This is a genomic window from Trebonia kvetii (assembly GCF_007827045.1).
In the GTDB taxonomy this organism is placed as follows: Bacteria; Actinomycetota; Actinomycetes; order Streptosporangiales; family Streptosporangiaceae; genus Trebonia; species Trebonia kvetii.
This window is the reverse complement of sequence record NZ_RPFW01000004.1, coordinates 313,126-336,122: the sequence shown is the minus strand read 5'-3', so window position 1 is coordinate 336,122 and position 22,997 is coordinate 313,126. Positions and strand designations below refer to the sequence as shown.

Sequence of the window (22,997 nt, the reverse complement as noted above, 5' to 3'; positions counted from 1 at the left end):
AAGCGTTATCCATGATATACCATGCTTCTCTAAGGACCTACAGCTTCATTCAGCTCGCGGAACGCCTCGGCGAGCCTGGGGAGTTGCCAGGAGGCGTTGAGGCCGCTTGGGTTTGGGAGGATCCACAGGCGGGCGCGGCCGAGGGTTTCTGGCTGGGGGCCGATGGCCGCCTTGGGGCGGCCGAAGGCGACGCGGTAGGCGGTGACGCCGGCGATCGCGACGAAGCGGGGACAGCGGGACTCGATCAGGGCGAGGAGACGCGCGCCGCCCTCCTTGAGCTCGGCGACCGACAGCTCGGCGGCCTGGGCGGTCGCGCGGGGCGCGACGTTGGTGATGCCGAGGCCGTAGCGGGTGAGTTCCTGCTGCTGCGAGGGCTTGAGCAGGGTGGGAGTGAAACCCGAGCCGTGCAGGGCTGCCCAGAAGCGGTTGCCCGGCCTGGCGAAGTGCCAGCCGGTCGCGGCCGAATACAGCCCGGGATTGATCCCGGTGAACAGGACGCGGAACGGCTCTCCCGGTGCGGGCAGCACGTCCGGCAGCGTCGCATCGCGCGCCGCCTCGAGGTCGACCACGCCGATCCTCACCGGATGTGGTCGCGCCAGGAGTGGCGGGGGTGATAGCCGAGCAGCTGTCTGGCACGGTCGATGGCCAGCAGCGTGCCGTGCTCTGGAATCTCGGCGGTGAGCGGGACGTCGGGGAAGACCTCGGCGAGGACGTCGCGGGACGGGCGGTTCATCACCGTGTCGGCGGCGGCGATGATGACGTTGTCGCTGCCGGCCACGTCGGCTTCCAGTCCGAGCCGGCAGGCGGCGGCGACGTCGCGGACGTCGACGTAGCCCCACAGGTTCCACTTACGGGAGTGCGGCTGCGCCCAGTACTCGGGGAAGCGCTCGTAGTCGCCCGGCTCCATGATGTTGGAGATGCGCAGGCCGATGAACGGGATGCCCGACCAGCGGGAGATGTGCTCGGCGATGGTTTCGCTTGCCACCTTCGACAGCGCGTAGGTCGACGCCGGGAAGGGGAAATGGTCCTCGTCGACGGGCGCATAGCGCAGCTCGCCAGGCGCGCCAGGCTCCTGCTCGAGGCCGTAGCCGAACGGCAGGCCGAGCGTTGTCTCGCTCGACGCCCAGACCACCCGGCGAAGCCCCAGCGCAGCGGCCGCGTGGAAGACGTTGAAGTTCATCGTGACGTTGGCGTTGAAGGTGACCGCGGGGGTTGACACGCCGGGTGCCGGGATGTTCGCCAGGTGCACCACCGCGTCGCTTCCGCGCAGCGCCTCGATCGCCTGACCGTAGTCGGTCAGGTCGGCTCGCAGGACGTCGTTCGCCACGTCTTCACGGCTCACGGCAGCGTCCGTGGCCACCACCTGATAGCCGTGCTCGCGCAGTTCCCTGACGGCGGCGCGGCCGGCCTTGCCGGTCGCTCCGGTAACGCAGATCCGGCTCTGAGTGTTCGCCATGCCACTGAGCCTAAGACATGTCTAAAAGTGACGGATCGGCGCAGTTGCATGCCCGTAGAGCCATACCTCTGGAATGCCTACGATCAGACACGTAGGGCACTTTTAGACATGTCTTTGAGCCGTGTGGCTGAGCGGAACGCGCTCCGGCTCGGGCGGCGGTCCGGGCGGCGTGCCGTCGCCGAACGGGCGGCCGCCGAGTTCTTCCCTGTGGTGCGGCGTCAGCCAGCCGGACAGATCCGGGCCGTCGGGGACGATGCCTGAGGGGTTGAGGTTCTTGTGCACCAGGTAGTAGTGCTGCTTGGTCTGGACGAAATCGATGGTGTCGCCGAAGCCCGGGGTCTGGAACAGGTCGCGCGCGTAGCCCCACAGGGCCGGCATCTCGATCAGCTTGTTCCTGTTGCACTTGAAGTGGCCGTGGTAAACGGCATCGAACCTGGCAAGCGTGGTCCACAGCCGGACGTCCGCCTCAGTGATCGTGTCGCCGACCAGGTAGCGGCGGTTCGCGAGGCGCTCCTCGAGCCAGTCGAGCCGGGCGAAAAGCGCGCGGTACGCCTCGTCGTAGGCCCGCTGGCTCGAGGCGAAGCCGCAGCGGTAGACCCCGTTGTTGACCTCGCGGTAGATGGGGTCGCTGACCTCCTCGATCTCGGCTGCCAGGGCGTCCGGATAGAGGTCGGGCGCGCCGTCACGCTGGTAGGAAGTCCACTCGATTTCCATGTCCCTGGTGATCTGCCGGAAGTCGGAGGTGACCACCTTGCCGCTCGGGATGTCCACGATCGCGGGCACCGTCACGCCCCGCTCGTAGCCGGGGACGGCCTTCTCGTAGGCCTCGCGGAGCCAGTGGATGCCAAGCACCGGGTCCTTCTCCCCCGGGTCCAGGTCGAACTGCCAGGAGCGCCAGTCGTGCGTGGGGCCGCAGATGCCCATGCCGAGGGCGTCCTCAAGCCCGAGAAGCCTCCTGACGATCATGGTCCTGTTGGCCCACGGGCAGCCGCGGGCCACCACCAGCCGGTAACGGCCGGCCTCCAGTGGCCAGCCGTCCCGGCCGTCGGCGGTGATGCGCCCGTCCAGGTAAGTGGTATCGCGCTTGAACTCGCCGGCTGTGCTCATGGCTCAAGCCTAGACGCGGGCGAAGCGGCTCCTCGCGACGAAGGGCGCGACCGTCTCCGGGCTCGCGGTGGCCGGCGAGCCCGACTGGTACGGGGGATGCGGGTCGTATTCGATAGCCAGCTGGATGCGCTTGGCCTCCTCGTCGCCCGCGACGCGGCCCGCCAGGGCAAGGGCCATGTCGATGCCCGCGGAGACTCCCGCGCCGGTGACGTACTTGCCGTCGAAGACGTAGCGCTCGCGCTTCGGCACGGCGCCGAGACGGCCGAGTTCCTCCATGGCGAGCCAGTACGTGGTGGCAGCGCGGCCGGTCAGCAGGCCCGCCGCGGCGAGCACCAGCGCGCCGGTGCACACCGAGGTGGTCCAGGTGCTGGTCTTGTCCGCCTCGATGAGCCAGTCCTGCAGCGGCCCCGGGGTCATCTGGGCGGCCTGGCCAGGCCCGCCGGGTACGACGATGATGTCCGGACGCGGGACATCGGCGTAGGACGCCTGCGACTGCAGGGTGAGGGTACCGGACTCGTCGGTGATGCCACGAACCCGTTCTGCGGCGAAGATTACTTCGGCATCGGGCAGGTGATGCAGGACCTGGTGGGGTCCGACGGCGTCCAGCGCGGTGAAGCGGTCGAACAGCGCGATGACGATTTGCATGATGCTCCTCCTACTGTGAGCTCGGTGCGGGACGGAAACGGCGGCGGTACTCGGCGGGGCTGGCGCCGAGGGCTAGCAGAAACGCGCGGCGCATCGCCTCGGGGGTGCCATACCCGCAGGCACGCGCGGTCTGCTCGATGCCTTCCGCGGTGTCCTCCAGATGGCGCCGCGCGGCTTCCAGGCGGGTGCGCTCCACGTACTTGCCCGGAGACATGCCGGTCTCGGCTGCGAACGCGCGGGCGAACTGGCGCGGCGACAGGCTTGCCCTGCCCGCGAGCGCCTCGACGGACAGGTCGGCCGCTGGGTGCTCGGCGATCCACTGCTGTACCCGGCGCAGCGGCGTGCTCTTCGCCACCTGGGCCGTCAGCTGGACGCTGAACTGCGACTGGCCGCCGGGCCTGCGCAGGAACACCACCAGGGCGCGGGCGACAGTGAGCGCCTGGTCGCGGCCGAGGTCATCCTCCACGAAGGCGAGCCCGAGGTCGATGCCTGCGGTGACGCCCGCCGACGTGGCGATGTCGCCGTCCTTGATGAAGATCGGGTCCGGGTCGACGTCGATGGCCGGATAGCTCTTCGCGAAGTCCTCGCACCGTGACCAGTGCGTGGTGGCGCGCCTGCCGTCGAGCAGCCCGGCCTCGGCGAGCAGGTAGGCGCCGGTGCAGACGGAGGCGACGCGCGATGCGCGCGACGCGTGCTCGCGGAGCCACTGGACGAGTTCCGGCAGGCGGCGGCGCGCCCCGTCACCGCCGGGGACGAGGAGCAGGCTCAGCTGGCTCGTGTCCACGGCGGCCAGGTCGTCGTCGGGAACCAGGGTGAGGCCGCTCGACGCGCGCACCGCGGCACCGCCGAGACTGGCGGTGCGCACCCGGTAGGCGGGACCGCCGTCGTGGCTGGCCGCGTGGGCGAAGACCTCAAGCGGGCCGGTGACGTCGAGGGATTGCACCCCGTCGAACACGATGATCAGAACTGTTCGCACGCCACCAGTGTGGCCGGGCGACGTCATGGCAGCAATGACGAAAAACCCACCAATCCTGCCATGGAGGTCGGCCGACGGTCTCGCCGGCCACGGAATTTTCACAGGAACTGTCGGCCGTTCGTACAAAGCGCAGTAACAAGAAATCCCGAGTTGACGATTTCCGTAATGAGAGGTGGACCACAATCAATCCTTCAGGAGGAGCGTATGCGCCGACTGCCCGCACTCGCCGCCGTGACCGTTCTCGGCTCGGCATGCGCGATCACCGCATTCGGAACGGCTAACGCCGCGTCAGGGAAGGCCGTCCTCGCGGGCAGCATCCCCGCGTGGGCGAATTCGAAAAACCTCGTTGGGACTGCCGACCCGGCCGGCGACGTGGGCTTCCGCGTTTACCTCGGCTGGAACGACCCAGCGGCGGTGGCGTCGCTCGCCGCGGCGGTGTCCGACCCGAGCAGCGCGTCCTACCGGAAGTTCCTTACCCCCGCCCAGTTCCGCCAGCAGTTCGCGCCGTCCCAAGCGCAGGTCGGCGCGGTGCAGAGCTGGCTCAAGAGCCAGGGCTTCAGCGTCGAGTACACCCCGCAGAACAACCACTACGTGTCCGCCGAGGGCACCGTCGCCCAGGCGGAGGCGGCGTTCGGCACCACGTTCGGCGAATACAGCGTGTCCGGGCTCACCGTCAGGTCGCCGGAGGCGAACGTCGCCATCCCCGACTCCCTGTCCGGCATCGTCACCGGGGTCGCCGGCCTCGACGACAGTGCCCAGTTTGTCCAGACGGACCACACCAACGGGGACGCGCCACCGCCGGCCGCGTTCGTCAGCGCCCAGCCGTGCTCCGCCTACTGGGGCGAGAAGCAGGCGACCGGCTTCACCAACCCCTACGGCTCAGGCACGCTGCCCTACGCCCCCTGCGGTTACACACCGCAGCAGGTCAAGGGCGCGTACGGCATCTCCGGGTACGACGGCAGCGGGCAGACCGTGGCGATCATCGACGCCTACGCCGCCCCAACCCTCGCGGCCGATGTGAACCAGTGGTCGGTCAACCGCGGCCTGCCCACCATGTCCGGCAGCCAGCTCACCCAGGTCGTCGCGCCAGGCACTTACCACCACCCGGAGTCTGGCAAGAAGCAGGATCCGCAGGGCTGGTACGGCGAGGAGACCCTGGACGCCGAGGCCGTGCACGGCATGGCGCCCGCGGCCAAGATCGTCTACGTCGGCGCGCCGAACAACTTCCAGGACCTGGACGCCGCGCTCAACAACGTGGTGGACAAGCACCTGGCGGACATCGTCACCAACTCCTACGGCTGGGACACCGAGCAGCTCCCGCCCGGCTTCATCAAGCCGTACGAAGACACGATGATGCAGGGCGTCATCGAGGGAATTGGCATCTACTTCTCCTCCGGCGACAACAGCGACGAGTCGCAGGTGGTGGGATACCGGACCGCCGACTGGCCGGCCTCAAGCCCATTCGTCACCTCCGTCGGCGGCACCACGCTCGGCGTCGGTGCGTCGAACAACTACTTGTTCGAGACCGGCTGGGGCACCACCACCTCGACCTGGAACGGCACCGCGTGGGCGTCCACGCCGCCAGGGCCGTGGCTCTACGGAGCGGGCGGCGGCGTGAGCACGCTGTTCGCCGAGCCGTCCTACCAGCAGGGCGTCGTCCCGGCCGGCGTGTTCGCCGCGCAGGGCCGCACCGGCCGGGCCGTTCCGGACATCGCGGCGCTCGCCGACCCCAACGCCGGTTACCTAATCGGCGAGACCCAGACGTTCCCCGACGGCACGGCGAAGTACTCCGAGTACCGCATCGGCGGCACCAGCCTGGCCTCGCCGATCGTCGCGGGCATCATGGCGCTGGCCAACCAGGCGGCCGGCCAGCCACTCGGCTTCGTCAACCCGCTGCTGTACAAGCTCGCTGGCTCCGCCGCGTTCAACGACGTGGTGAGCCCGTCGGCCACGATCGCCGTGGTCCGCTCCAACTACAAGAACAGCGTTGACGCCACCGGCGGCCTGAGCTACGTGCTGCGCACGGCCAACCAGACGCTGAGCCTGCAGACGACGCCCGGTTACGACGATGTGACCGGCCTCGGCACGCCGACCAGCTCATTCCTGTCCATGATCAGCAAGTAACTGGCACGAAAAAGGCCGGCCGGGCGCACGCCCGGCCGGCCTTTTTGCTGCGCTGAGGGTGAACCTGTGGCCAGTGTTGTCGCGCCTGATGTTGTTGTCCCCCCTGGCGCCGGCGGCTACTGCGGGTGCGCGGCGGCGACTTGTTCCAGGTAGGCGGCGGCCTTGGCGGGGTCGAGCAGGAAGTCGTGGATGGTGGCCGGGTGAATGAAGATGTCGGCGAACCGGTCGGCGATCTCCTGGAACTGTGCTGCCGCCCCGAGCACCTGCTGCGCGTGGATGGGCATCGGCTCGAGCATCATCTGGGTGAGGATGCAGGAATTCTGCGCGTGTGCCCAGAACGTGTCGAAGGTCTGCTGCATCCACTGTGGCGTGAACGGCGCGTTGCCGCGCTCCAGGATGGCCCTTAGGTACATCCCTGACGCGTGGGCGGCGTTGTTGGCGCCCTGACCGCTGATCGGGTCGTTGACGACGACCACGTCGCCGATGCCGAGGACATAGGCGCCAGGCGCGACCTCGGCGTAGGGGCGGCGGACGGTGCCGGGGAACGCGCCGATCAGCGACGCGCGCGCGTCGGTGGGCTCGGCGTTCCGGTACAGCTCGGCCTCCCACGGGAAATGCTCGGCCAGCATGGCGTGCAGCCGCCGCAAGTGCTCGGCGGGCGACGGGCGGTCGGTGAAGATGTCGAACGGACCGCCGGGCACGGCCTCGACGAGCAGCACGTCACACGGGCCGGTGAGCGTGTGGGACTGCATGTGCAGGTACTCGCCCGCGCCCGGCCGCAGGTTCACCCGCATCCGCGGCTCGGCGGCCCCGGGGAACGGGTCGATCCCGTTCACGTAGATGGCCGCCAGGTTCCTCGCGGGCCTGGCGTAGAGCGACCGCTCGGCGTCCCTGTCGAACATCTCCACGATCTCGCCCTTGCCCGCGGCGATGATCGTCAGGTCGTACATCGGCGCGAGGCCGGACAGGTCGGAGGTCATCACCGAGTGGTAGATCATCCGGCCGCCGCGCTGCTCGAACAGCTCGATCCAGGTCGACATCTTGAGCCGCTGGTCGACCGAATTGCCCGGGCGTGCCCACGCGCCGGAGAAGGAGAAGGCCGACACGCCGGGGGCCGGGGACAGGTTGAAGCCGATTCCGCCGATCGGCGTCGCGGTGTCGTCCCAGAAGTTGAGGCTGACCTCGCGTTCCCTGTCCAGGGCCCGGTACATCATCACCTGGGTGGAGGTCGGCCACCCGTTGCGGATTTCGTCGGGTGTGCGAGCCGACATGACGGTCACGTCGTAGCCTTCGGCCTGCAGGCTCAGCGCCAGCTGAAGCCCGGCCTGGCCGGCGCCTACGATGAGAATTCTGCGCACGGGGGGAACACACTCCTTGAGTGGGGCCAGCGCCTTACGCCGGATTCAGCGAGTGGCGACCGGTGACGTTTTTTCCAGCGTGTTAGTCAGGCCGGCGAGCAATGCCTGAACGGAGGAGCGGCGTTCACGCGCGTCGACGGTGACGAGCGGCACCGTGTCGGCGACGCCCAACGCGTCGCGGACCTGGTCAAGCGGGTGGGTCTGGCGGCCGTCGAACAGGTTGACGCCCACCACGAACGGCACGTCGGAGTCGTTCTCGAAGTAGTTGACCGCGGGGAAGGAGACGTCGAGGCGGCGCGTGTCCACCAGGACGAGCGCGGCGCTCGCGCCGCGGCACAGGTCGTCCCACATCGGCCAGAACCGCGGCTGTCCCGGCGTGCCGAATAGGTACAGGATGAGGTCTCTGCCCAGAGTGACGCGGCCGAAGTCCATGGCGACCGTGGTGGTGGTCTTCTCGTCGGTGCCGTGCAGCGGGTCGACCGTCTTGCTCGCCTGGGTCATCCACGCCTCGGTGTTGACGGGCGGAATCTCCGAGACCGTACTGACCAGGGTGGTCTTTCCCACGCCGAACCCGCCAGCGACGACGATCTTCGCCGAGGTCACACTCGGCGCCACCCTGTCAGGCGAACTCGCGAAGGCCATCGATCACTCTCTTCAGCAGCCGGTGGTCGTACGGAGACGCGTACGCCTCCTCGTTGATCTGCACGTGGTCCGTGGCGGCGAGGTCCTCGAGCAGCACACGGGCGACGCCGAGCGACACGCCGCAGTGCGCCGACAGCTCAGCGACCGACTGCGGGCCAAAGGACGCCCGCTCGTACAGCCTGCGCGCCTCCGGCGACAGCCGGCCCGACGCGGCCGGGTCGTAACGCTGCACCGAGACCAGGGTGTGCACGTACAGGTGGTGCCGGGTGCGTGTCCGTCCCCCGGTCAGCACATAGGGGCGGACCCAGGGATTGGCGGTCATCGCGGCGCCCCTCCGTTCATGGCGTTCAATCGGCGCAGGTCGTCGCGGAGCTGCGGCGTCAAGACGTGGCCGACAGCGTCGACCAGCTGAGCCATCTGGTGGGCAACCACGCCGAGGTTCGCGCCGTCGCGCACGAGCACGGCGAACCCGGCAAGGTTGCCGATGCCCATAAAGAGGAAGTGGCCGGAAGGGAACTTGAGCATCACCTGGTCGCAGCCGGGCTCGCCGACCTTGCCCGCGATGTTGTTGCCGAGGCTGATGATCCCGCTGGTCATCGCGGCCAGCGGATCGGCCAGGTCGGGCGACATCCCGCCGGCCGCGATCAGCGGCAGGCCGTCGGCGGAAACGATAAGCGCGTGGGTGACCCCCGGCGTCGACGCGGCGAAGTTGTCGACGAGCCACCCGAAGTCCTGCGGGTCGCGCGGCAGCACTGCGGAGTTGGTCATGGTTAGGCTTCCTCCTCGGGTGCGTTGTCCTCGGCGGTGTCCAGTACGCCTGCCGTGCCAAGCGAGAAGGCGTTGAGCTCGTCGGCGAAGGCCCGGCGCGCCGCAGCCTGCTGCTCAGGCGTGGGCACCGGGGCGGGCTCCTGCTGCTTCGGCCGTGGCTCGTCGCCGCGCAGGCTGGCCCGCTCTCTTCGCGGCAGGTCGCCGGGCTGCCGCGCTTGCTGGTCCCGGTCGGGCAGCTCGGGCGGTTCCCAGACGGGCGGCTGGCCCGGCTCGTCGCGGGGCAAGTCGGGTACCGGCGGCCGGGGCGCGGGCTGCGGCGCGGATCCGGCGGCCGGGGCGGGCCGGCGCTGTTGCTCCTCCACGGGAACCTCGCAGAGCAGGTGCGGCGGGAGTGTCACCATCGCGACCGTGCCGCTGTTCGGCAAGGGGCGCGAGGCGAGCCGCACGCCAATCGAGTGCTTACGGGCGATCCGGTGCACAACAGGGAATCCGGTGTGCCGTCCGGTGCGCTCATCGACCTCGGGTACTGGCCCGGCCAGGGTCGCGTTGAGGGTGTTGACCTGCTCCGTCCCGATGCCGATGCCGGTGTCCTCGACGCGGAACATCACGCCGCCGTCTTCGAGCAGATGGCAGCTCACGGTGACCGTGCCTGGCGAGTACCTGGTGGCGTTGTCGAGCAGTGCCGACATCAGCGACCCCACGTCGTCCGCCGCGTAGCCGAGCACAGCGAGGTCGGTGACGCGCCCGACGGAGACCTGGGTGTACCGCTCGATCGCCGAGGCCGCCATCCGGATGACGTCAAGCAGCGAGGTGGTGAACCCGGCCAGTTCCTCTTCGCTTCTTCCGGCGAGGGTGCGCAGGTCCCGGCTGGCGCGCCGCATCCGGGTCACCGCGTGGTCGACCTGATAGAGCCGCCGTAGCCGCTCCGGGTCGCCCTCGTCCGATTCGAGCTCGTCGAGCGAGGCGCGCAGCTGCTCGGCGAGGACGAGCAGGTGCAACCCGAACTGGTCGCAGATGTCCGGCCATGAGCTCGGCCGCGTCGCGGGCTCGATGACGCCCGGCTCGGTCAGCGGCTCCCGCACCGCGGCGGGCGCGCTGGCGGCCGGCTGCGCGGATCCCTGCGCAGATGCCTGCCAGGCCGGCGGCTGCGCGGGCGCGAGCACGGCGACACCGCCCGGTTGCGGACTCGCTACGGGCTGGCCAGGAAACTGGCCAGGGGAGGCCGCGCCGTACTGGCCGGCACTGTACTGGCCGGCACTGTACTGAGGCGCGGCCTGCTGTCCGGGTCCCGCCGGGCTCGGTGTGGTGTCGATCACGCCGTACGGCCCGGTCCCCGACGGAGCCGAGCCGGGTAGCGCACGTCCGCGACCCGGCTCGAACCAGTTAGCCCGCTTCGCGGTGCCTGGCTGGCCCGCCTTCGCCGGGTCCGGCTGGCTCGCGGCCCCCGGCTGATACTGGCGCTCAGTGTCCTGAGTTACCCCAAAGCGGCGCCTGAGGCTCCACCGAGTCATCGCAGCAAGCTCTTCCCGCTTCGACGGAAAAACGGACGATGATCAGATTGGCATAGACGAGCGGCAATTGCGCACACTTCACAGCATGAATCCTCGTTTGTATCGATAATTCCCGCCTTGCGAAAATGCCCCATCGACGCCAATATGTCTCATTCTTACCAAATAAGACAAACAAGACATTTATCCGAACGGTTCCGGCTGACTGCGACACCCCATGCTCGTGAAATCGCCCCGCGCGACCCCCGGAATGTCACCTGCCATTCACCGCGTCCGCCAAGCGGCGGACCATCTCGGCGAGGATCGGGCGCGGGGTCGCGAAGTTGAGCCTGACGTGACCCTGGCCCGCGTCGCCGCAGGCCGCGCCGTCGGTCAGCAGCACACGCCCCCGCTCGAGAAAGAAGTCAGCCGGGTTCTCCTCGATGCCCCGCGCGGCGAACAGCCCGCGGCAGTCAAGCCAGGCGAGATAGGTGCCCGCTGGCGGCCGGTAGCCGATCTCGGGCAGCCGGGCGGCGAGCAGTTCGGCGAGGAGCAGCCGGCTGCCGTCCAGGTAGCCGACGACGTCGGCGAGCCAGTCGCCGCCGTCGCGGTAGGCGGCGGCCGCGGCCCAGGCGCCTGGGGTGGACGTGCCGTGCTCGAATGTGAAGCCGCGCTCCGCCCACAGCACCGCGTCCGCGTCGTTGGACAGCACAAGCTGCGCGCACTTGAGCCCGGGCAGGTTCCACCCCTTGGACGCGGCGGTGCCCGTCACCGTGTGCCTCGCCGTTGCCTCGCTCAGTGAGGCATAAGGGATATGCCTGCCTCCGGGATACAACAGCGGCGCGTGGATCTCGTCGGCGAACACCCGGCCGCCATTGGCCTCGACCACGCCGGCGACGGCGGCGAGTTCCTCCGCGCCGTACACCCGGCCGACAGGGTTGCTCGGATTGCACAGCACGAGCAGGTGACCACCCCTTTTAAACGCCGCCGCGATGCCGTCGAGGTCCAGGACGTAGCGACCGCCGTCGGCCGCCATCGGGACCTGGATAATCTCCCGGCCCAGGGTGGCCGGCCAGGTGAGAAACGGCATGTAGGCGGGTGTCGGCAGGATCACCGGGCTGCCGGGGCGGGAGAACACGCTGATCGCCGCGGCGAGGCCGGTGATCACGTCGGGCAGCGGGCGGACGCGTTCCGGGTCGACCTCCCAGCCATACCGCTCCCGCTGCCAGCGCGCGCACGCGGCCGCCATCGCGTCCGACGCTCGCTGGCTGAGATAGCCCAATTCCCGCCGCTCGATCACGCCGAGCAGCGCTTCCTCGACCGGCCGCGCCACACCGAAGTCCATCTCGGCCACGAACGCGCCGATCACGCCGGGCCCGCCCTTCGCCCACTTCCAGCTGCCGCGCGCCCTGAGTTCGTCGGCGGTGGTCCGGTCGATGATCTCCGCGAACGACGTCATGACCCCATTGTCCCCGGGACCACCCGGGTCGCCGCCGTGCCGGCCGCTGGCCCGGCGTACCCGCGGGCCCGGAGAACGACGGGTCACGGCGGCCGATGGGCGCGGCTGCCGGCTCTGATCTACTGCTTGACCGGCTTCAGGTGGTGCGGAGCGCTTCGGCTGGGGCGAGGCGGGCGGCCCGGGCGGCCGGGTAGAGGCCGGCCAGGGCGGCGACCGTCACCGCGACCCCGAGGCCGGCCCATAGCGCCGCCGGCGGGATGAGGGGGGTCCAGTGCCTGGCACGGGCCAGTGCGACCGTGATGACCGTTCCTGCGGTCAAGCCCGCGATGCCGCCGAGGGTCCCTAGGAGGATGGCCTCGGTGAGGAACTGAGCGGCGATATGGATCCTGGCCGCACCGAGAGCCCGGCGCAGGCCGATCTCCTGCCTGCGCTCAAGAACCGCGATCACCATCACGTTGGCGATCCCGATGCCACCGACCAGCAGCGCCACGGCGCCGAGGCCGAGGAACAGCGTGGTGGACGCCTGGGCGACCGCGAGCCGCGCGGTCAGCGCGGCCGACGGCTGGCTTACCGCCACGTCACCCGGCGTTTCCGGGTCCGCTGTCGGGCCGAGGAGTGCGGCTACCTGGTTCGTCGCGTTGACATCGGTGCGGACGTAGATCCGGCTCGGATGGCCGTCGTAGCCGAGCAGCGTGGCGGCGACGGGGAAGCCGACAAGCGCGGAGCGGTCAATCTCCGGGGCGAGCGGCAGCGGGTTCAGGATGCCGGCCACGGTGAACCAGCGGCCGCCGATGAAGACGCGGGGCGGCGGGCCGCCGAAGGCGGCGATGCCGAGGGACCGGGCGGCCTGGTAGCCGAGCACGGTGACCGGGTAGCGGCCTTCCGCGGCGTTGAGGAAGGTTCCCTGCCGCAGGGTGCCGCCGAGCACGGCGAGCAGTGACGGGTCTGCCGCCCGCGTGGCCAGGCCTCCGGTGTCGTAGGGCGAGACTTTGTCGGTGCGGTAGACGCGGGCACTGGCCAGAATGGCCGTCGGGGCAGCCCGCTCGACGCCCGCGATGCGCCGGATCATCGGGGTCGCGGCGACCGGGAGCTCGGCCTCCTGTCCGTCGAACGTCTGGCCGTTGGTCACGGTGAGCAGGTTGGTGCCGAGCTGGTCGATCTCGGCGAGCAGCGCCGACTGGCTGGACCTGGTGATGCCGAGGACGGCGACGAGGGCGGCGATCCCGATGGCGATCCCGAGCGCCGACAGGGCGGCACGGGCACGGCGGTAGCGCAGGCCGAGGAGGGCGGTGCGCAGCGCGTCGCCTGGTCGCAGGGTGGATCGCCGCAATGTGGGCCGGGGGCCGGCGGGACGGGTCATCGCTGCGCTTGCCTTTCGCGGTGGTCGGCGACGACGCGGCCGTCGCGGAGCTCGATGCGGCGTGACGCGGACGCGGCGATCGACGGATCGTGGGTGATCACGGCCAGGGTCACGCCATGGTCGGCGTTCAGTGCGCGGAGCAAGGCCATGATCTCCTGGCCGGTGGTCTGGTCAAGGTTGCCCGTCGGCTCGTCGGCGAGGACGAAGGCCGGGTTCCCCACCAGGGCCCTGGCGATCGCCACGCGCTGCTGTTCGCCGCCGGACAGCTGGCGGGGCCGGTGGGTCATCCGGTGGCCGAGGCCCACCAGGTCGAGCATGGCCGCGGCGGCCTGCCGCCTGCGCCATGCGGGAACGCCCTGGTAGAGCAGGGCCGCCGCCACGTTATCCAGGGCGGTCAGGGCGTCGAGCAGGAAGAACTGCTGGAAGATTACGCCGACTCGCCAGGCGCGCAGGCCGGCGAGCTCGCGGTCGGACAGCGCGGACACGTCCTGGCCCGCGATCGCCACCGAGCCTGCGGTGGGACGGTCAAGGCCGGCGGCCAGGTGCAGCAGGGTGCTCTTGCCTGAGCCTGACGGGCCGACGATGCTGGCCATCTCACCGGGCATGACGTCCAGGGTCACGCCCCTGACGGACTCCACCGGGGGGGTGCCCGGATAGATCTTGCGGACGTCGCGCAGGCTGAGCGCCGGCGTGCGTCGAAGTTCCGCGGTCATCGGCGGGCTCATCGGCTGGCCCGTCATCCCTGCGCGACCGTCACGGCAAGGCCGGGCGCCAGCCCGGAGCCCGTGACCGCGACGAGGCCGGTGGCATCATCGAACAGGCCCGTCGTCACCGGGATCAGCCGATCGCGCGAGCCCGCGACCTGAATCTCGTAGCCGCCGCCTGGCGCGGCAAGCAGCGCGGTCACCGGAACGGCGAGGACGCCGTCGGCCCGCCGCTGGGTGATCGACACCTGAACGGGCGCCTGGTCGAGTCCGGCCGGGATCGCCGCGCTGATGGTAATCGTGACGGGGATCTCGGCAGCCTGGCTGCCGCTTGAATTCGCGCTGCCGCCCTGGCCACTGCCACTCGCCTGGCCGCCCGACGCGCCGGGCACGGTGGCCACGCTGCCGACAGCGGTCACGGTGCCTGCGACGGTGGTGGTCCCGTCCGGCATCGTGACGGTCACCTGGTCGCCACGCCTGACAGCCGGGCCGCCGACCGGCAGCCAGACCTGGACGCCGGCCGTCAGCGACGTTCCGGAGACGACGCTGGCGCCGGCCGCGACAGGAGCGCCTGGCTGCTCCGGCGTCGCGGTGACGCGCAGCGGCCCGGGCAGGAACGCGACCGCGCCGAGGGGAATCGTGCCGGTGACGGTCTCGTCACGGGACTGCTGCCACCGCTGCACCGCGAGCTCCGTGCCCCAGCCGAACACGCCGTCAGCCGGGCCGGGATCGAAGCCGAGGGCGGCGAGGTTGCGCTGGAGCTGCCGGACGTCGGGACCGGCGGTCATGCCGGGAACGAACGGCCGCCAGGCGGGGAGCGAGCCATACAGCAGCGTCACCGGCTGGCCGTCGACGGCGAACAGCGGCTGCCCGCGGCGCACGATGTCTCCTGCTGCGGGCAGCCAGGTGATTATCCCGCCGCCCGACTCGCTGGCGACGGTGAAAAAACCCTGGTAGCCGAGGGTGCCGGCCACCAGCTGGCGAGCGGACAGGTCGGTGCGCACCACCAGAGCGGTCGCCGCGGTGACCGCCGCGGCGACCGGCGGATGCGTACCGCCCTGCCACAGCCCCCGAGCCGCGAAGCCCGCCACCGCGGCGAGCACGACTCCGGTCACCCCCACCGCCAGCGGACGCCTGCCGCGGGCCGGCGCCGGCGGCGGGGCGGCATGCGGCGGCCCCGCCCGCAGCGCTTCCTCATGCGCCAGGCCCGTGCCTGGCGCGGAGTCAGGAGACGATGTGGACATCGATGTGCCCGCTGCTCGGCAGGTACCGCTGGCAGGCGGTCCCCGCGGCCTGGTTCGCGGCGTCCTTCGGGTTAATCGATGACGGCAGCGGGAACGAGCCGTCCGGGTCCGGGTCCGGCCAGTTGGGCACGCCGTGCTGCCTGATGCACTCGGCGTACCTGACGAGCTTCTGGAACTGGGCCTGCGGCACTGGCGGCGAGGCGTTGCTCGACGGGAACAGGTGCTGGCATGCCTGCTGGGTGCTTGCCGGGGCGGATCCCGGTGAGATGGCGAAGTGCCACCGGCCGTCGCTCGGGTCGTAGACGGGGTCGGGGAACGACGGATCGCCGTGCGTGCGGTAGCAGGTGACGATCGACATGGTCTCGTCATCCGGGGTGGCGGAACTGGTGCCGGCCGTCGTGCCGCCGCCGGCCGCCGAACCGCAGCCGGCCAGGGCGCCGGCAGCGAGCATGATGCCGGACACGAGCAGCGCCGTGCCCTGTCCGCGGCGAGTGAGCTGAGTCATTGGCTGTCCCTTCTGGTCATCGAGCCCCCGTCCGCGGCATGCCTTCTGCCTTGAGCCACGGCGGTGCACCGATTCCTGTGCCTCTCCGACAGTGGCAGCGGCGGGCGCTGCGGCACATCACGGCCCGGAGCGAACCTGCCTCCCCCATTCCGGGCAGCGTCCCTCCCCCGCCAGCGGGTGGAGCGGCGCTGAGCTGCGGGTTACTGTTATCGCCGTGGGCGTCCCCCCACGCCCGCCAAGGCGCGTCAAGTCCCGGTCCCGCCGGAAGGCGCGCGATCGAGCCGGGCGTGTGCGGCGCGGTAATGGCCGAGGCACAAAGGAGCTGGCATGACGAGGCGCTGGGGGCTTCAGGCCACGATGACCGCCACCTACGTGGCGGTCACCGCGGGGGTGGTGCTGCTCACCGAACTGGTGATCTTCGGAGTCGCGGCACTCAGCCCGCCGACGCCGCTGACGAGGCAGGCGGTGCAGGGACTTGCCCAGGCGACGGCGCAGGGGATGACGGCCAAGCTGGACAACGTCATAGGCAAGCTCGGGACGCCGAAGGCGACGCAACTGGACGGCGACCTCACCACCGGCGGCGGCCAGGTCGCCGCCGGGCAGGCGCGGCCGGACGGCAACGGCGGGGTGGTCATCCCGCGGCTCACGACGGCCGAGTGCGACGTCGCCTCCGCTTCCTTCGCCGTCGTGGTATCCAGGGCCGGGCTCGTGCTCGCGTCCTCCTACCCTGCGTGCTTCCCCCGGGGCAGCCACGGATCAGACGCACAGCAGGGCGTGCCGCGCAAGGTACTAAGCTCTTTCGTGCGCTGGGCGATACAGGGCGGCGGGCAGGCACCGCTCCCGTCGGGAAACGTGGTGTGGGCGACCGCGCCCATCACGGCGGGGCCGGGCGCCGACCAGGTCAAGGGCGCGCCGTCCGGTGCGCCGAGCCCCACGGCAACCGGCGGCGCTGCGGGTTCAGGCGGTGCGACGGCGGTCGCGATGCTCTACCTGGAGGTCCCGGCCACCGCACCGGGGATCGGCGGTGTCACCGTGTCACCCGGCCTAGTAAGGACGGGCATGGTGCTGCTCGCCGCCGCGATCCCTGTGGGGCTGGCGTTCGGGCTGCTGTCCACCCGGAGGCTGACCCGGCGTCTCGGGCGGCTCGCCGCGCTGACCCAGCAGGTGGGCGACGGCGACTTCGGACTGCGGGTTCCGGTGCACGGGCACGACGAGGTGTCCCGCCTCGAGGAGAACTTCAACCGGATGGCGGGTCAGCTCCAGGCCTGGCTCGACGCGACCCGCCAGCTCGGCGCGGCCAACGCCAGGCACGAGGAGCGCACCCGCATCGCACGCGAGCTGCACGACTCCATCTCCCAGGAGCTGTTCTCACTAAACGTGCTCGCCGGCGGGCTGCGCCGGGCGCTGCCCGCGAAGTCCCCGGTGCTTCCCCAGGTGGAGATCATGGAGCGGACCGCGGGCGACACGATGCGCGAGATGCGGTCGCTGCTGCTCGCGCTGCGCCCGGTCGCGCTCGAGGAGGCCGACCTGCCGCGCGCCCTGGACGGCGTCTGCCAGGCCTATCGCGACCGGCTTGGCATCCCCGTCCGTGCCGAGGTCGACCTGGCAGGACTCGAAGCCGACGGGCTACCGCCCGCGGTCGAGCACGCGATGCTCCGGGTGACGCAGGAGGCGGTAGGCAACGCCGCGCGGCACGCCGACCCGGCACGGATCACCGTCCGGCTACGCGGCGACCGCGGGCAGGCGGTCCTTGAGATCAGCGACGACGGCCGCGGCTTCGACGTCGCCGCGCCGCGGCATGAGGAGGCCGGCGGCCTCGGGTTGCATACGATGCGGGACCGGGTCGCCGAACTCGGCGGCCTGCTGACCGTGCAGAGCGCTCCGGGCGAGGGCACAACGATCCGCGCCCGCTTCCCGCTGCGCGAGGCCATTGTCACCGGCGAGGCGGCCGTCGGCGAAGGGGTCGCCGGCGGCGGCGCCGCCGGTTCCGGGGTCGCCGGCGGAGGGGTCGCCGGTTCCGGGGTCGCCGGCGGAGGGGTCGCCGGACAGAGCATCACCGAGGAGGCCCGATGATCCGGGTGCTTATCGCCGACGACCACCAGGTCGTCAGACAGGGACTGCGCTTCCTGCTGTCCGGCGAGCCGGGGATCGAGGTCGCGGGCGAGGCAGCGGACGGCGAGGCCGCGCTCGACGCCATCCGCGCGCTCCGCCCGGACGTGGTGCTGCTCGACCTGCTCATGCCCCGGCTCGACGGGCTCGGGGTGCTCGGCAAGCTGCAGGAGGAGGGCCTGGCCGTCGCCGTCCTGGTGCTGACCTCTTCCGCCGACGACCAGCATCTCGTCCAGGCGCTCAAGGCCGGGGCGCTCGCCTACCTGCCCAAGACCGCGGGCGTGGACCAGGTCGTCGAGGCGGTGCGCGCCGCCGCGCGCGGCGAGAGCGTGCTCCAGCCGGCCGCCACCGCGCGGATGCTTCGCGAGCTGCGGCGGGCCGCCGCCGACCCACTCGCGCAGCTCACCCCGAGGGAGACCGACGTGCTCAAGGGCCTGGCCCAGGGCCGGTCCAACCGGGAGATCGCACGAGCGCTTTCTGTGTCAGAGGAGACGGTGAAGAGCCACGTGTCGAGCATCCTGGCCAAGCTCGGGCTTGCCGACCGCACCCAGGCGGCCATCTTCGCGCTGCAGCGCCGCCTGGTACCGCTCGACCAGGCACTCGGGCAGTGAGATTGGGGAGGGGGCGAAGGCAGGCAACCGTTCGGTGGTGGCCTGTTCTTGCCGTTGACCTTGGATCACCGTCGTAGTCTTGGGCCATGGCGTTCAGCGGGTGGCCGGCCGAGGCGCTTGCCTTTTATGCGGGCCTCGAGGATGACAATTCGAAGGAGTACTGGACCAGCCGGAAGGCTGTCTACCAGGAAAAGGTCTTGCACCCGATGGAGGAGCTGCTCGACGAGCTCGCTCCCGAGTTCGGCGAGGCGAAGGTCTTCAGGCCGTACCGCGACATCCGGTTCAGTCACGACAAAACGCCCTACAAAACGCACATCGGTGCCACGCTCGGCGGGACCAGCTACGTGCAGCTGTCGGCGGACGGCCTGTCCGCGGGGGCCGGGCGGTGGCATCTCGAGGCCGACGAGCTGATCAGGTACCGGGCCGGGGTGGCCGGGCCGGACGGCGCGGAGCTCGCCGCGATCGTGGACGCGCTGGAAAAAGACGGCGTCGAGGTGCACGGGCACGGCACGCTCAAGTCCACACCGCGCGGGTATTCGGCCGATCATCCGCGCATCGGGCTGCTGCGGCACAAGGGGCTGACCACGTGGCAGCACTGGAACCCCGAGCCGTGGCTGGCGACTTCCGCCGCCTCGGCGAAGGTCGGCGACTTCCTGCGGTCGAGCGCAGACCTCTGTGACTGGCTCATCTCGCACGTCGGGGAGTAGGACCCGCGGAGTCTGGGCTTCACGCGTTAAATGGCTCGCGGCAGGTGCGGGCGGCGCGGGAGCATGGCGCCATGGTGTTTGTGCGTGAGATTTCCGCCGATGACTGGGAACTGATGCGCGATGTGCGGCTGGCCGCGCTCGCCGAGGCGCCGGACGCGTTCGGTTCGACGTACGCGCGTGAGGTCGCCTTCGGCGAGCCGCAGTGGCGCGGGCGGATCAGCGAGCGGTCGGTGACGTTCTTCGCCTATACCGACCCTGATTCGTCGCCCGCGGGGCTGGCCGGCGTGTACGTCGAGGACGGCGTGGCGGACCTCGTGTCCATGTGGGTGCGGCCCGGCTTCCGCGGCCAGCGGGTCGGCGAGGCGCTCATCGAGGCGGCCGCCTCGTGGGCGAAGGCGCGTGACTTCGGCACGCTGTGGCTGTGGGTCACCGACATGAACGACGCGGCGCGGCGGCTGTACGAGCGGTCCGGGTTCACGGCGACCGGGGAGGAGCAGCCGCTGCCCTCCAACCCCGCGCTTACCGAGATCCGGATGAGCCGGGCGCTCTAGCCGAGACCGATCCCTTGGCGGCCGCGACGATGAACCAGTGCCGACCGGTCGCGGGGCATGTCGGGGATTTGCAACCACGAGGGCATCACTCGTCCCACTAGTCCCGCCGTCCCCGGCTGCTTCGCCGAACCGAGGGATGATCACGGAACTTTCGATTACCGCGGAATTTTTCTACCCAATTCCGGTAGAAAAGTTCCGTCATAATCAAAGTTTCCGTGATCATGTTCGAGATGCCGTGGCGCGTGAGAACGAGGTGGCCCGTGAGGCGCGGGATTGGTCTGGCTCGACAGTCCAGGCTTGGCCCGGCAGCCTGACCGCGGTCACTCGGGGTTGTCGGCGAACTCGGCGCGGACGCCGAGGAGGCGGACGGGGCGGCCGGGGGTGAACTTCGCGAGTGCGACCTCCGCGGCCTGTTCGATGACGGTGGCCCAGGCGGCGTCGGCGTCCCCGGGCGCGGGCGAGTCGTCGAGTGGCAGCGGTTCACCGTAGAGCTGCGGGATGCCGGGCGGTGACTGCGTTCCCGGTGCGAGCGGGGCGCCGTGCGTGATGGTGTCGAAGGGGGCGTAGCGGACCTTGACCACCACGCGGGCCACCGGGCGGTCGGTGACCTCGCCAGCCACCTGGCGGGCCAGCCGGGCGATCTCCGTGCCCACCTGCGCCCAGTCGGCGAGGTTGCGCTGGAAGGTGACCTCGCGGCCGTGCGAACGGGGGACGTAGGGGGTGGAGTCGACGTCCTTCTCGCCGCGGCCGTTGCCGAGCAGGACAAGCCAGGGTCCCGTGGTCGGCCCGAATTCCTTCGCCAGGCGGTCCATGTCGGCGGCCGCGAGCTGCCGCACGGTGGTGATGCCGAGGGTCGCGAGCTTGGCCAGCGTCTTCGCGCCGATGCCCCAGATGGCGTCCGGTGGCTGGTCGCCGAGGACCTGGAACCAGGTCTGCGTGGTCAGCCGGTAGACACCGGCCGGCTTGCCGTAGCCCGTGGCGATCTTGGCCTGGAGCTTGTTGTCGCCGATGCCGACCGAGCAGTCGAGTCCTGTTGCCTCCTTGACGTCGGCGGCCAGGCCGCGGGCGAAGCCCTCGGGATCGTCGCTGGTAACGCCGATGAAGGCCTCGTCCCAGCCGAGGACCTCGACGGGGCAGCCGGTCTCCCGGAGCACGTCCATCACCACCGCGGAGACTTCGTTGTAGGCGTCGGCGTCCACCGGCAGGAACACGCAGTCCGGGCAGCGCTTGGCCGCCGTGCGCAGCGGCAGGCCGGAATGCACGCCGAACTCCCGCGCCTCGTAGGAGGCGGTGGAGACGACGCCGCGCTTGTTCGGGTCGCCGTCACCGCCGACCACGATCGGCTTGCCGCGCAGCTCGGGCTTCCGCTGTTGCTCGACGGCGGCGAGGAACTGGTCCATGTCCAGGTGGAGCACCCAGGAGGTCACGGCAACAGTCTTACCCTGGCTCGCCGGTCAGTGGCACTCGGTTCTCTTGACGCCGGACAGTTCCCAGAAGTCATACAGTGGAATGTCCTCTGTCCTGGTGAAGATGCCGACGCGGACGGTGAGCACGACCTCCTGGATGGCCGCGCCGCTTGTCGGTGGCATGCAGATGTCCGACTTCCACAGCACGCGCAGCAGCCGGAACGAGTGGGGCGGGATGCTGCCACGCGACGACCAACTGAGCGGGCCGGCGGCGCTTCCCGTGTCAACCCACTTGCCGCTAGCCACGGCGGCCTGAAGGGGCTGATCACTGAACGGCTGCCAGTTGGGGCCGACGCTGACCACGGTCTGGGTCCAGTCGCTGTTGTTCACGAGGCCGACCAGAATGCCCTGTTCCTGACCGAAGCGCTCCGGGACGGCGTCGCTCATCGGCGGGCTCCTTCCCCATGACGACGTCTTAAGAGCAGCGGCCGGAACTCGGGCCCGCCAGCGCGAAGTTCTCCCCGGCGAGCCTCACGTCCTCGGTCCTCGTGATGACGCCGACCCGGACCTGAAGCGGGATGTCGCCGAACCACGTTTCAGTGCCGTTCCCAACGAGGCAGATATTCGACGTCCAGGTCACGCGCACGAAACGGTAGGAGTGCGGCGGAATGACGCCAGGCGACAGGAAGCGAGCGCTGTTGTACGGCTCGCCCACCTGGTTAAGGTGCGGTCCGCTCTCGACGTCGACCTGGACATCGGTGAATTCTGCGTAGTACCAGAGAGGATCGGTCCCGAGGATCTCTTGCGTCCAGTCGCTGTTGTTCCATACGGCGAGCGTGATCCCCTGGCGTTGTCCCGACCGAACGGGGACTGTGGTCTGGTTGGCGCCGGCCGCCGTGGTATCGATCGCTCGTTGCTGGTCGACGGGATACAGCCAGCCGGTCCCGGAAACGTGTAGCGGCGCGGCGCTGTTCATCGAGTCGAGGAAACCAGCCCACGTGCCGAGCGCCGCGACGAGTATCGCGAGCGCGGCCCACACCCACCAGCGGACGTGGCCGAGCCAGTTGCGCAGCCGCCTGGCGATCGGCTGCCAGCCAGGACCTGCCACTTCAGCGGCCAATGATCGCGGCCGGCCGAGCCGGGTGAGTTCGGCTCGCACTTCGGCGTCGGTGGCGTCAGGCGGCAGCGCCTCGTCTAGGTGGGCGGTGATCTGCTCGCGCAGCTCACGCGCCTGCGCGGCCGGCAGGGTGACGCAGGCCGCACTGAGTTCGTGCAGGTAGCTGCGGACCAGGAGATGCTCAAGCACCGTGTCGCTCATGGGCGGCTCCCTCCCCGTGTGCGTCCCGTGCCGGGGAGTCCGAGGCGCCTGATTTCTTACTGTTATCTGCTTGAGGCGTGGCCGAGGACGGGAACAGGACCGACTGGATAATCGCGGCGAAGTCGGTCCACTCGGCGCGGAACGCCTTGAGCTGCTCGCGGCCCTCGCCGGTGATGAAGTAGTAGCGGCGCGCCCGCTCCCCCGCCTGGTCCTGCCATTCGCTGGTTACCAGGCCGGCGTCACGGAGCCGGTTGAGCAGCGGATAGACAGTGCCGTCGCTGGTCAGCAGGCCGCCGGCGGCGGCCAGGTCGCGGACGAGCTCAAGGCCGAAGCGCGGGCGCTCGTCGAGCAGCGCGAGCACGCACGGGCCGAGCACGCCGCGGCGCAGCTCTGTCATGCCCGGGTCACTGCCCATGTCGCACATGATGTCTTGTCACGCAAGATAAAGTCAATGGCCGTG

At 70.3% G+C, this 22,997-nt stretch carries 24 protein-coding genes; 5 read left to right on the top strand and 19 right to left on the bottom strand.

Annotated features, from left to right (window positions below; translation table 11 throughout):
- Positions 1-29: 29 nt before the first annotated feature.
- The 5 genes from mug to EAS64_RS21495 form a co-directional block, all read right to left on the bottom strand.
- Positions 30-569 carry a G/U mismatch-specific DNA glycosylase gene (mug, locus tag EAS64_RS21515; RefSeq protein ID WP_246115798.1) on the bottom strand — a complete coding sequence of 180 codons (540 nt, stop codon included), beginning with the start codon at positions 567-569 and terminating at the stop codon, positions 30-32.
- Positions 570-577: 8 nt separating this feature from the next.
- Positions 578-1,456, bottom strand: coding sequence for an NAD-dependent epimerase/dehydratase family protein (locus EAS64_RS21510; RefSeq protein WP_145855415.1), 879 nt, complete (start codon positions 1,454-1,456; stop codon positions 578-580).
- Between the two features lie 102 nt (positions 1,457-1,558).
- Positions 1,559-2,563 (bottom strand): glutathione S-transferase family protein, encoded by a 1,005-nt coding sequence (locus EAS64_RS21505; RefSeq protein ID WP_145855413.1) that lies wholly within the window; start codon positions 2,561-2,563, stop codon positions 1,559-1,561.
- Between the two features lie 9 nt (positions 2,564-2,572).
- Entirely contained in the window at positions 2,573-3,208 is a 636-nt protein-coding gene (locus EAS64_RS21500; protein ID WP_145855411.1) for a DJ-1/PfpI family protein, read from the bottom strand.
- 10 nt (positions 3,209-3,218) lie between these two features.
- On the bottom strand, positions 3,219-4,211 hold the full coding sequence (locus tag EAS64_RS21495) for a GlxA family transcriptional regulator (RefSeq protein ID WP_187366086.1): 993 nt from the start codon (positions 4,209-4,211) through the stop codon (positions 3,219-3,221).
- A gap of 177 nt (positions 4,212-4,388) precedes the next feature.
- On the opposite strand from EAS64_RS21495, the gene EAS64_RS21490 reads away from it, so the two are divergent.
- Positions 4,389-6,308, top strand: a complete 1,920-nt coding sequence (locus tag EAS64_RS21490) for a S53 family peptidase (protein WP_222849492.1) — start codon at positions 4,389-4,391, stop codon at positions 6,306-6,308.
- A 116-nt stretch (positions 6,309-6,424) separates the two neighbouring features.
- Here the strand turns inward: EAS64_RS21490 and EAS64_RS21485 are convergent, their stop codons facing one another.
- The 10 genes from EAS64_RS21485 to EAS64_RS43715 form a co-directional block, all read right to left on the bottom strand.
- The gene (locus tag EAS64_RS21485; RefSeq protein ID WP_145855407.1) at positions 6,425-7,666 is read right to left on the bottom strand and encodes a styrene monooxygenase/indole monooxygenase family protein; all 1,242 of its coding nucleotides are present in this window, start codon (positions 7,664-7,666) and stop codon (positions 6,425-6,427) included.
- Positions 7,667-7,711: 45 nt separating this feature from the next.
- Entirely contained in the window at positions 7,712-8,269 is a 558-nt protein-coding gene (locus EAS64_RS21480) for a GTP-binding protein (RefSeq protein WP_145855405.1), read from the bottom strand.
- A gap of 16 nt (positions 8,270-8,285) precedes the next feature.
- Positions 8,286-8,630 carry a DUF742 domain-containing protein gene (locus tag EAS64_RS21475; protein ID WP_145855403.1) on the bottom strand — a complete coding sequence of 115 codons (345 nt, stop codon included), beginning with the start codon at positions 8,628-8,630 and terminating at the stop codon, positions 8,286-8,288.
- Complete coding sequence (locus EAS64_RS21470; protein ID WP_145855401.1) at positions 8,627-9,076, bottom strand: roadblock/LC7 domain-containing protein; 450 nt, start codon at positions 9,074-9,076, stop codon at positions 8,627-8,629. Before EAS64_RS21470 ends, EAS64_RS21475 begins: the two co-directional genes overlap by 4 nt.
- A 2-nt stretch (positions 9,077-9,078) precedes the next feature.
- Complete coding sequence (locus EAS64_RS21465) at positions 9,079-10,587, bottom strand: sensor histidine kinase (RefSeq protein ID WP_145855399.1); 1,509 nt, start codon at positions 10,585-10,587, stop codon at positions 9,079-9,081.
- 250 nt (positions 10,588-10,837) lie between these two features.
- Positions 10,838-12,022 carry a MalY/PatB family protein gene (locus EAS64_RS21460; protein WP_145855396.1) on the bottom strand — a complete coding sequence of 395 codons (1,185 nt, stop codon included), beginning with the start codon at positions 12,020-12,022 and terminating at the stop codon, positions 10,838-10,840.
- Between the two features lie 136 nt (positions 12,023-12,158).
- Positions 12,159-13,382, bottom strand: coding sequence for an ABC transporter permease (locus tag EAS64_RS21455; protein WP_145855394.1), 1,224 nt, complete (start codon positions 13,380-13,382; stop codon positions 12,159-12,161).
- Positions 13,379-14,095, bottom strand: coding sequence for an ABC transporter ATP-binding protein (locus tag EAS64_RS21450; protein WP_145855392.1), 717 nt, complete (start codon positions 14,093-14,095; stop codon positions 13,379-13,381). The genes EAS64_RS21455 and EAS64_RS21450 overlap by 4 nt, the downstream gene beginning before the upstream one ends.
- A 23-nt stretch (positions 14,096-14,118) precedes the next feature.
- A complete protein-coding gene (locus EAS64_RS21445) occupies positions 14,119-15,330 on the bottom strand; it encodes a peptidoglycan-binding protein (RefSeq protein WP_187366084.1) in 1,212 nt (403 codons plus the stop codon).
- Entirely contained in the window at positions 15,311-15,835 is a 525-nt protein-coding gene (locus EAS64_RS43715) for a hypothetical protein (RefSeq protein WP_187366083.1), read from the bottom strand. The genes EAS64_RS21445 and EAS64_RS43715 overlap by 20 nt, the downstream gene beginning before the upstream one ends.
- Positions 15,836-16,162: 327 nt before the next feature.
- Here EAS64_RS43715 and EAS64_RS21440 point away from each other — a divergent pair, with 327 nt between their 5' ends.
- The 4 genes from EAS64_RS21440 (at position 16,163) to EAS64_RS21425 (ending at position 19,813) form a co-directional block, all read left to right on the top strand.
- Entirely contained in the window at positions 16,163-17,908 is a 1,746-nt protein-coding gene (locus tag EAS64_RS21440; protein ID WP_145855389.1) for a HAMP domain-containing sensor histidine kinase, read from the top strand.
- Entirely contained in the window at positions 17,905-18,555 is a 651-nt protein-coding gene (locus EAS64_RS21435) for a response regulator (protein ID WP_145855387.1), read from the top strand. The genes EAS64_RS21440 and EAS64_RS21435 overlap by 4 nt, the downstream gene beginning before the upstream one ends.
- Positions 18,556-18,641: 86 nt before the next feature.
- The gene (locus EAS64_RS21430; protein ID WP_145855385.1) at positions 18,642-19,262 is read left to right on the top strand and encodes a DUF2461 domain-containing protein; all 621 of its coding nucleotides are present in this window, start codon (positions 18,642-18,644) and stop codon (positions 19,260-19,262) included.
- Between the two features lie 71 nt (positions 19,263-19,333).
- A complete protein-coding gene (locus EAS64_RS21425) occupies positions 19,334-19,813 on the top strand; it encodes a GNAT family N-acetyltransferase (RefSeq protein ID WP_145855383.1) in 480 nt (159 codons plus the stop codon).
- Between the two features lie 320 nt (positions 19,814-20,133).
- On the opposite strand, the gene EAS64_RS21420 is transcribed toward EAS64_RS21425, so the two are convergent.
- Genes EAS64_RS21420 through EAS64_RS21405 form a run of 4 tightly spaced genes read right to left on the bottom strand, consistent with a single transcriptional unit; the run spans position 20,134 to position 22,952 of the window.
- Positions 20,134-21,240, bottom strand: coding sequence for a DNA polymerase IV (locus EAS64_RS21420; protein ID WP_145855381.1), 1,107 nt, complete (start codon positions 21,238-21,240; stop codon positions 20,134-20,136).
- Positions 21,241-21,267: 27 nt separating this feature from the next.
- A complete protein-coding gene (locus EAS64_RS21415; protein WP_145855379.1) occupies positions 21,268-21,666 on the bottom strand; it encodes a hypothetical protein in 399 nt (132 codons plus the stop codon).
- A 28-nt stretch (positions 21,667-21,694) separates the two neighbouring features.
- Positions 21,695-22,537: a hypothetical protein gene (locus EAS64_RS21410; protein WP_145855377.1), complete on the bottom strand. Its 843-nt coding sequence runs from the start codon at positions 22,535-22,537 to the stop codon at positions 21,695-21,697.
- Positions 22,518-22,952 carry a PadR family transcriptional regulator gene (locus EAS64_RS21405; RefSeq protein WP_222849491.1) on the bottom strand — a complete coding sequence of 145 codons (435 nt, stop codon included), beginning with the start codon at positions 22,950-22,952 and terminating at the stop codon, positions 22,518-22,520. The genes EAS64_RS21410 and EAS64_RS21405 overlap by 20 nt, the downstream gene beginning before the upstream one ends.
- Between the last annotated feature and the right edge of the window lie 45 nt (positions 22,953-22,997).

Bases quoted from the DNA above. Each gene is read 5' to 3' on its own strand.
- EAS64_RS21510 (WP_145855415.1), bottom strand. From the start codon at position 1,456: ATGGCGAACACTCAGAGCCGGATCTGCGTTACCGGAGCGACCGGCAAG.
- EAS64_RS21505 (WP_145855413.1), bottom strand. From the start codon at position 2,563: ATGAGCACAGCCGGCGAGTTCAAGCGCGATACCACTTACCTGGACGGG.
- EAS64_RS21500 (WP_145855411.1), bottom strand. From the start codon at position 3,208: ATGCAAATCGTCATCGCGCTGTTCGACCGCTTCACCGCGCTGGACGCC.
- EAS64_RS21495 (WP_187366086.1), bottom strand. From the start codon at position 4,211: ATGACGTCGCCCGGCCACACTGGTGGCGTGCGAACAGTTCTGATCATC.
- EAS64_RS21490 (WP_222849492.1), top strand. From the start codon at position 4,389: ATGCGCCGACTGCCCGCACTCGCCGCCGTGACCGTTCTCGGCTCGGCA.
- EAS64_RS21475 (WP_145855403.1), bottom strand. From the start codon at position 8,630: ATGACCGCCAATCCCTGGGTCCGCCCCTATGTGCTGACCGGGGGACGG.
- EAS64_RS21470 (WP_145855401.1), bottom strand. From the start codon at position 9,076: ATGACCAACTCCGCAGTGCTGCCGCGCGACCCGCAGGACTTCGGGTGG.
- EAS64_RS21465 (WP_145855399.1), bottom strand. From the start codon at position 10,587: ATGACTCGGTGGAGCCTCAGGCGCCGCTTTGGGGTAACTCAGGACACT.
- EAS64_RS21460 (WP_145855396.1), bottom strand. From the start codon at position 12,022: ATGACGTCGTTCGCGGAGATCATCGACCGGACCACCGCCGACGAACTC.
- EAS64_RS21455 (WP_145855394.1), bottom strand. From the start codon at position 13,382: ATGACCCGTCCCGCCGGCCCCCGGCCCACATTGCGGCGATCCACCCTG.
- EAS64_RS21450 (WP_145855392.1), bottom strand. From the start codon at position 14,095: ATGACCGCGGAACTTCGACGCACGCCGGCGCTCAGCCTGCGCGACGTC.
- EAS64_RS21445 (WP_187366084.1), bottom strand. From the start codon at position 15,330: ATGTCCACATCGTCTCCTGACTCCGCGCCAGGCACGGGCCTGGCGCAT.
- EAS64_RS43715 (WP_187366083.1), bottom strand. From the start codon at position 15,835: ATGACTCAGCTCACTCGCCGCGGACAGGGCACGGCGCTGCTCGTGTCC.
- EAS64_RS21440 (WP_145855389.1), top strand. From the start codon at position 16,163: ATGACGAGGCGCTGGGGGCTTCAGGCCACGATGACCGCCACCTACGTG.
- EAS64_RS21435 (WP_145855387.1), top strand. From the start codon at position 17,905: ATGATCCGGGTGCTTATCGCCGACGACCACCAGGTCGTCAGACAGGGA.
- EAS64_RS21430 (WP_145855385.1), top strand. From the start codon at position 18,642: ATGGCGTTCAGCGGGTGGCCGGCCGAGGCGCTTGCCTTTTATGCGGGC.
- EAS64_RS21425 (WP_145855383.1), top strand. From the start codon at position 19,334: ATGGTGTTTGTGCGTGAGATTTCCGCCGATGACTGGGAACTGATGCGC.
- EAS64_RS21415 (WP_145855379.1), bottom strand. From the start codon at position 21,666: ATGAGCGACGCCGTCCCGGAGCGCTTCGGTCAGGAACAGGGCATTCTG.
- EAS64_RS21410 (WP_145855377.1), bottom strand. From the start codon at position 22,537: ATGAGCGACACGGTGCTTGAGCATCTCCTGGTCCGCAGCTACCTGCAC.
- EAS64_RS21405 (WP_222849491.1), bottom strand. From the start codon at position 22,952: ATGGGCAGTGACCCGGGCATGACAGAGCTGCGCCGCGGCGTGCTCGGC.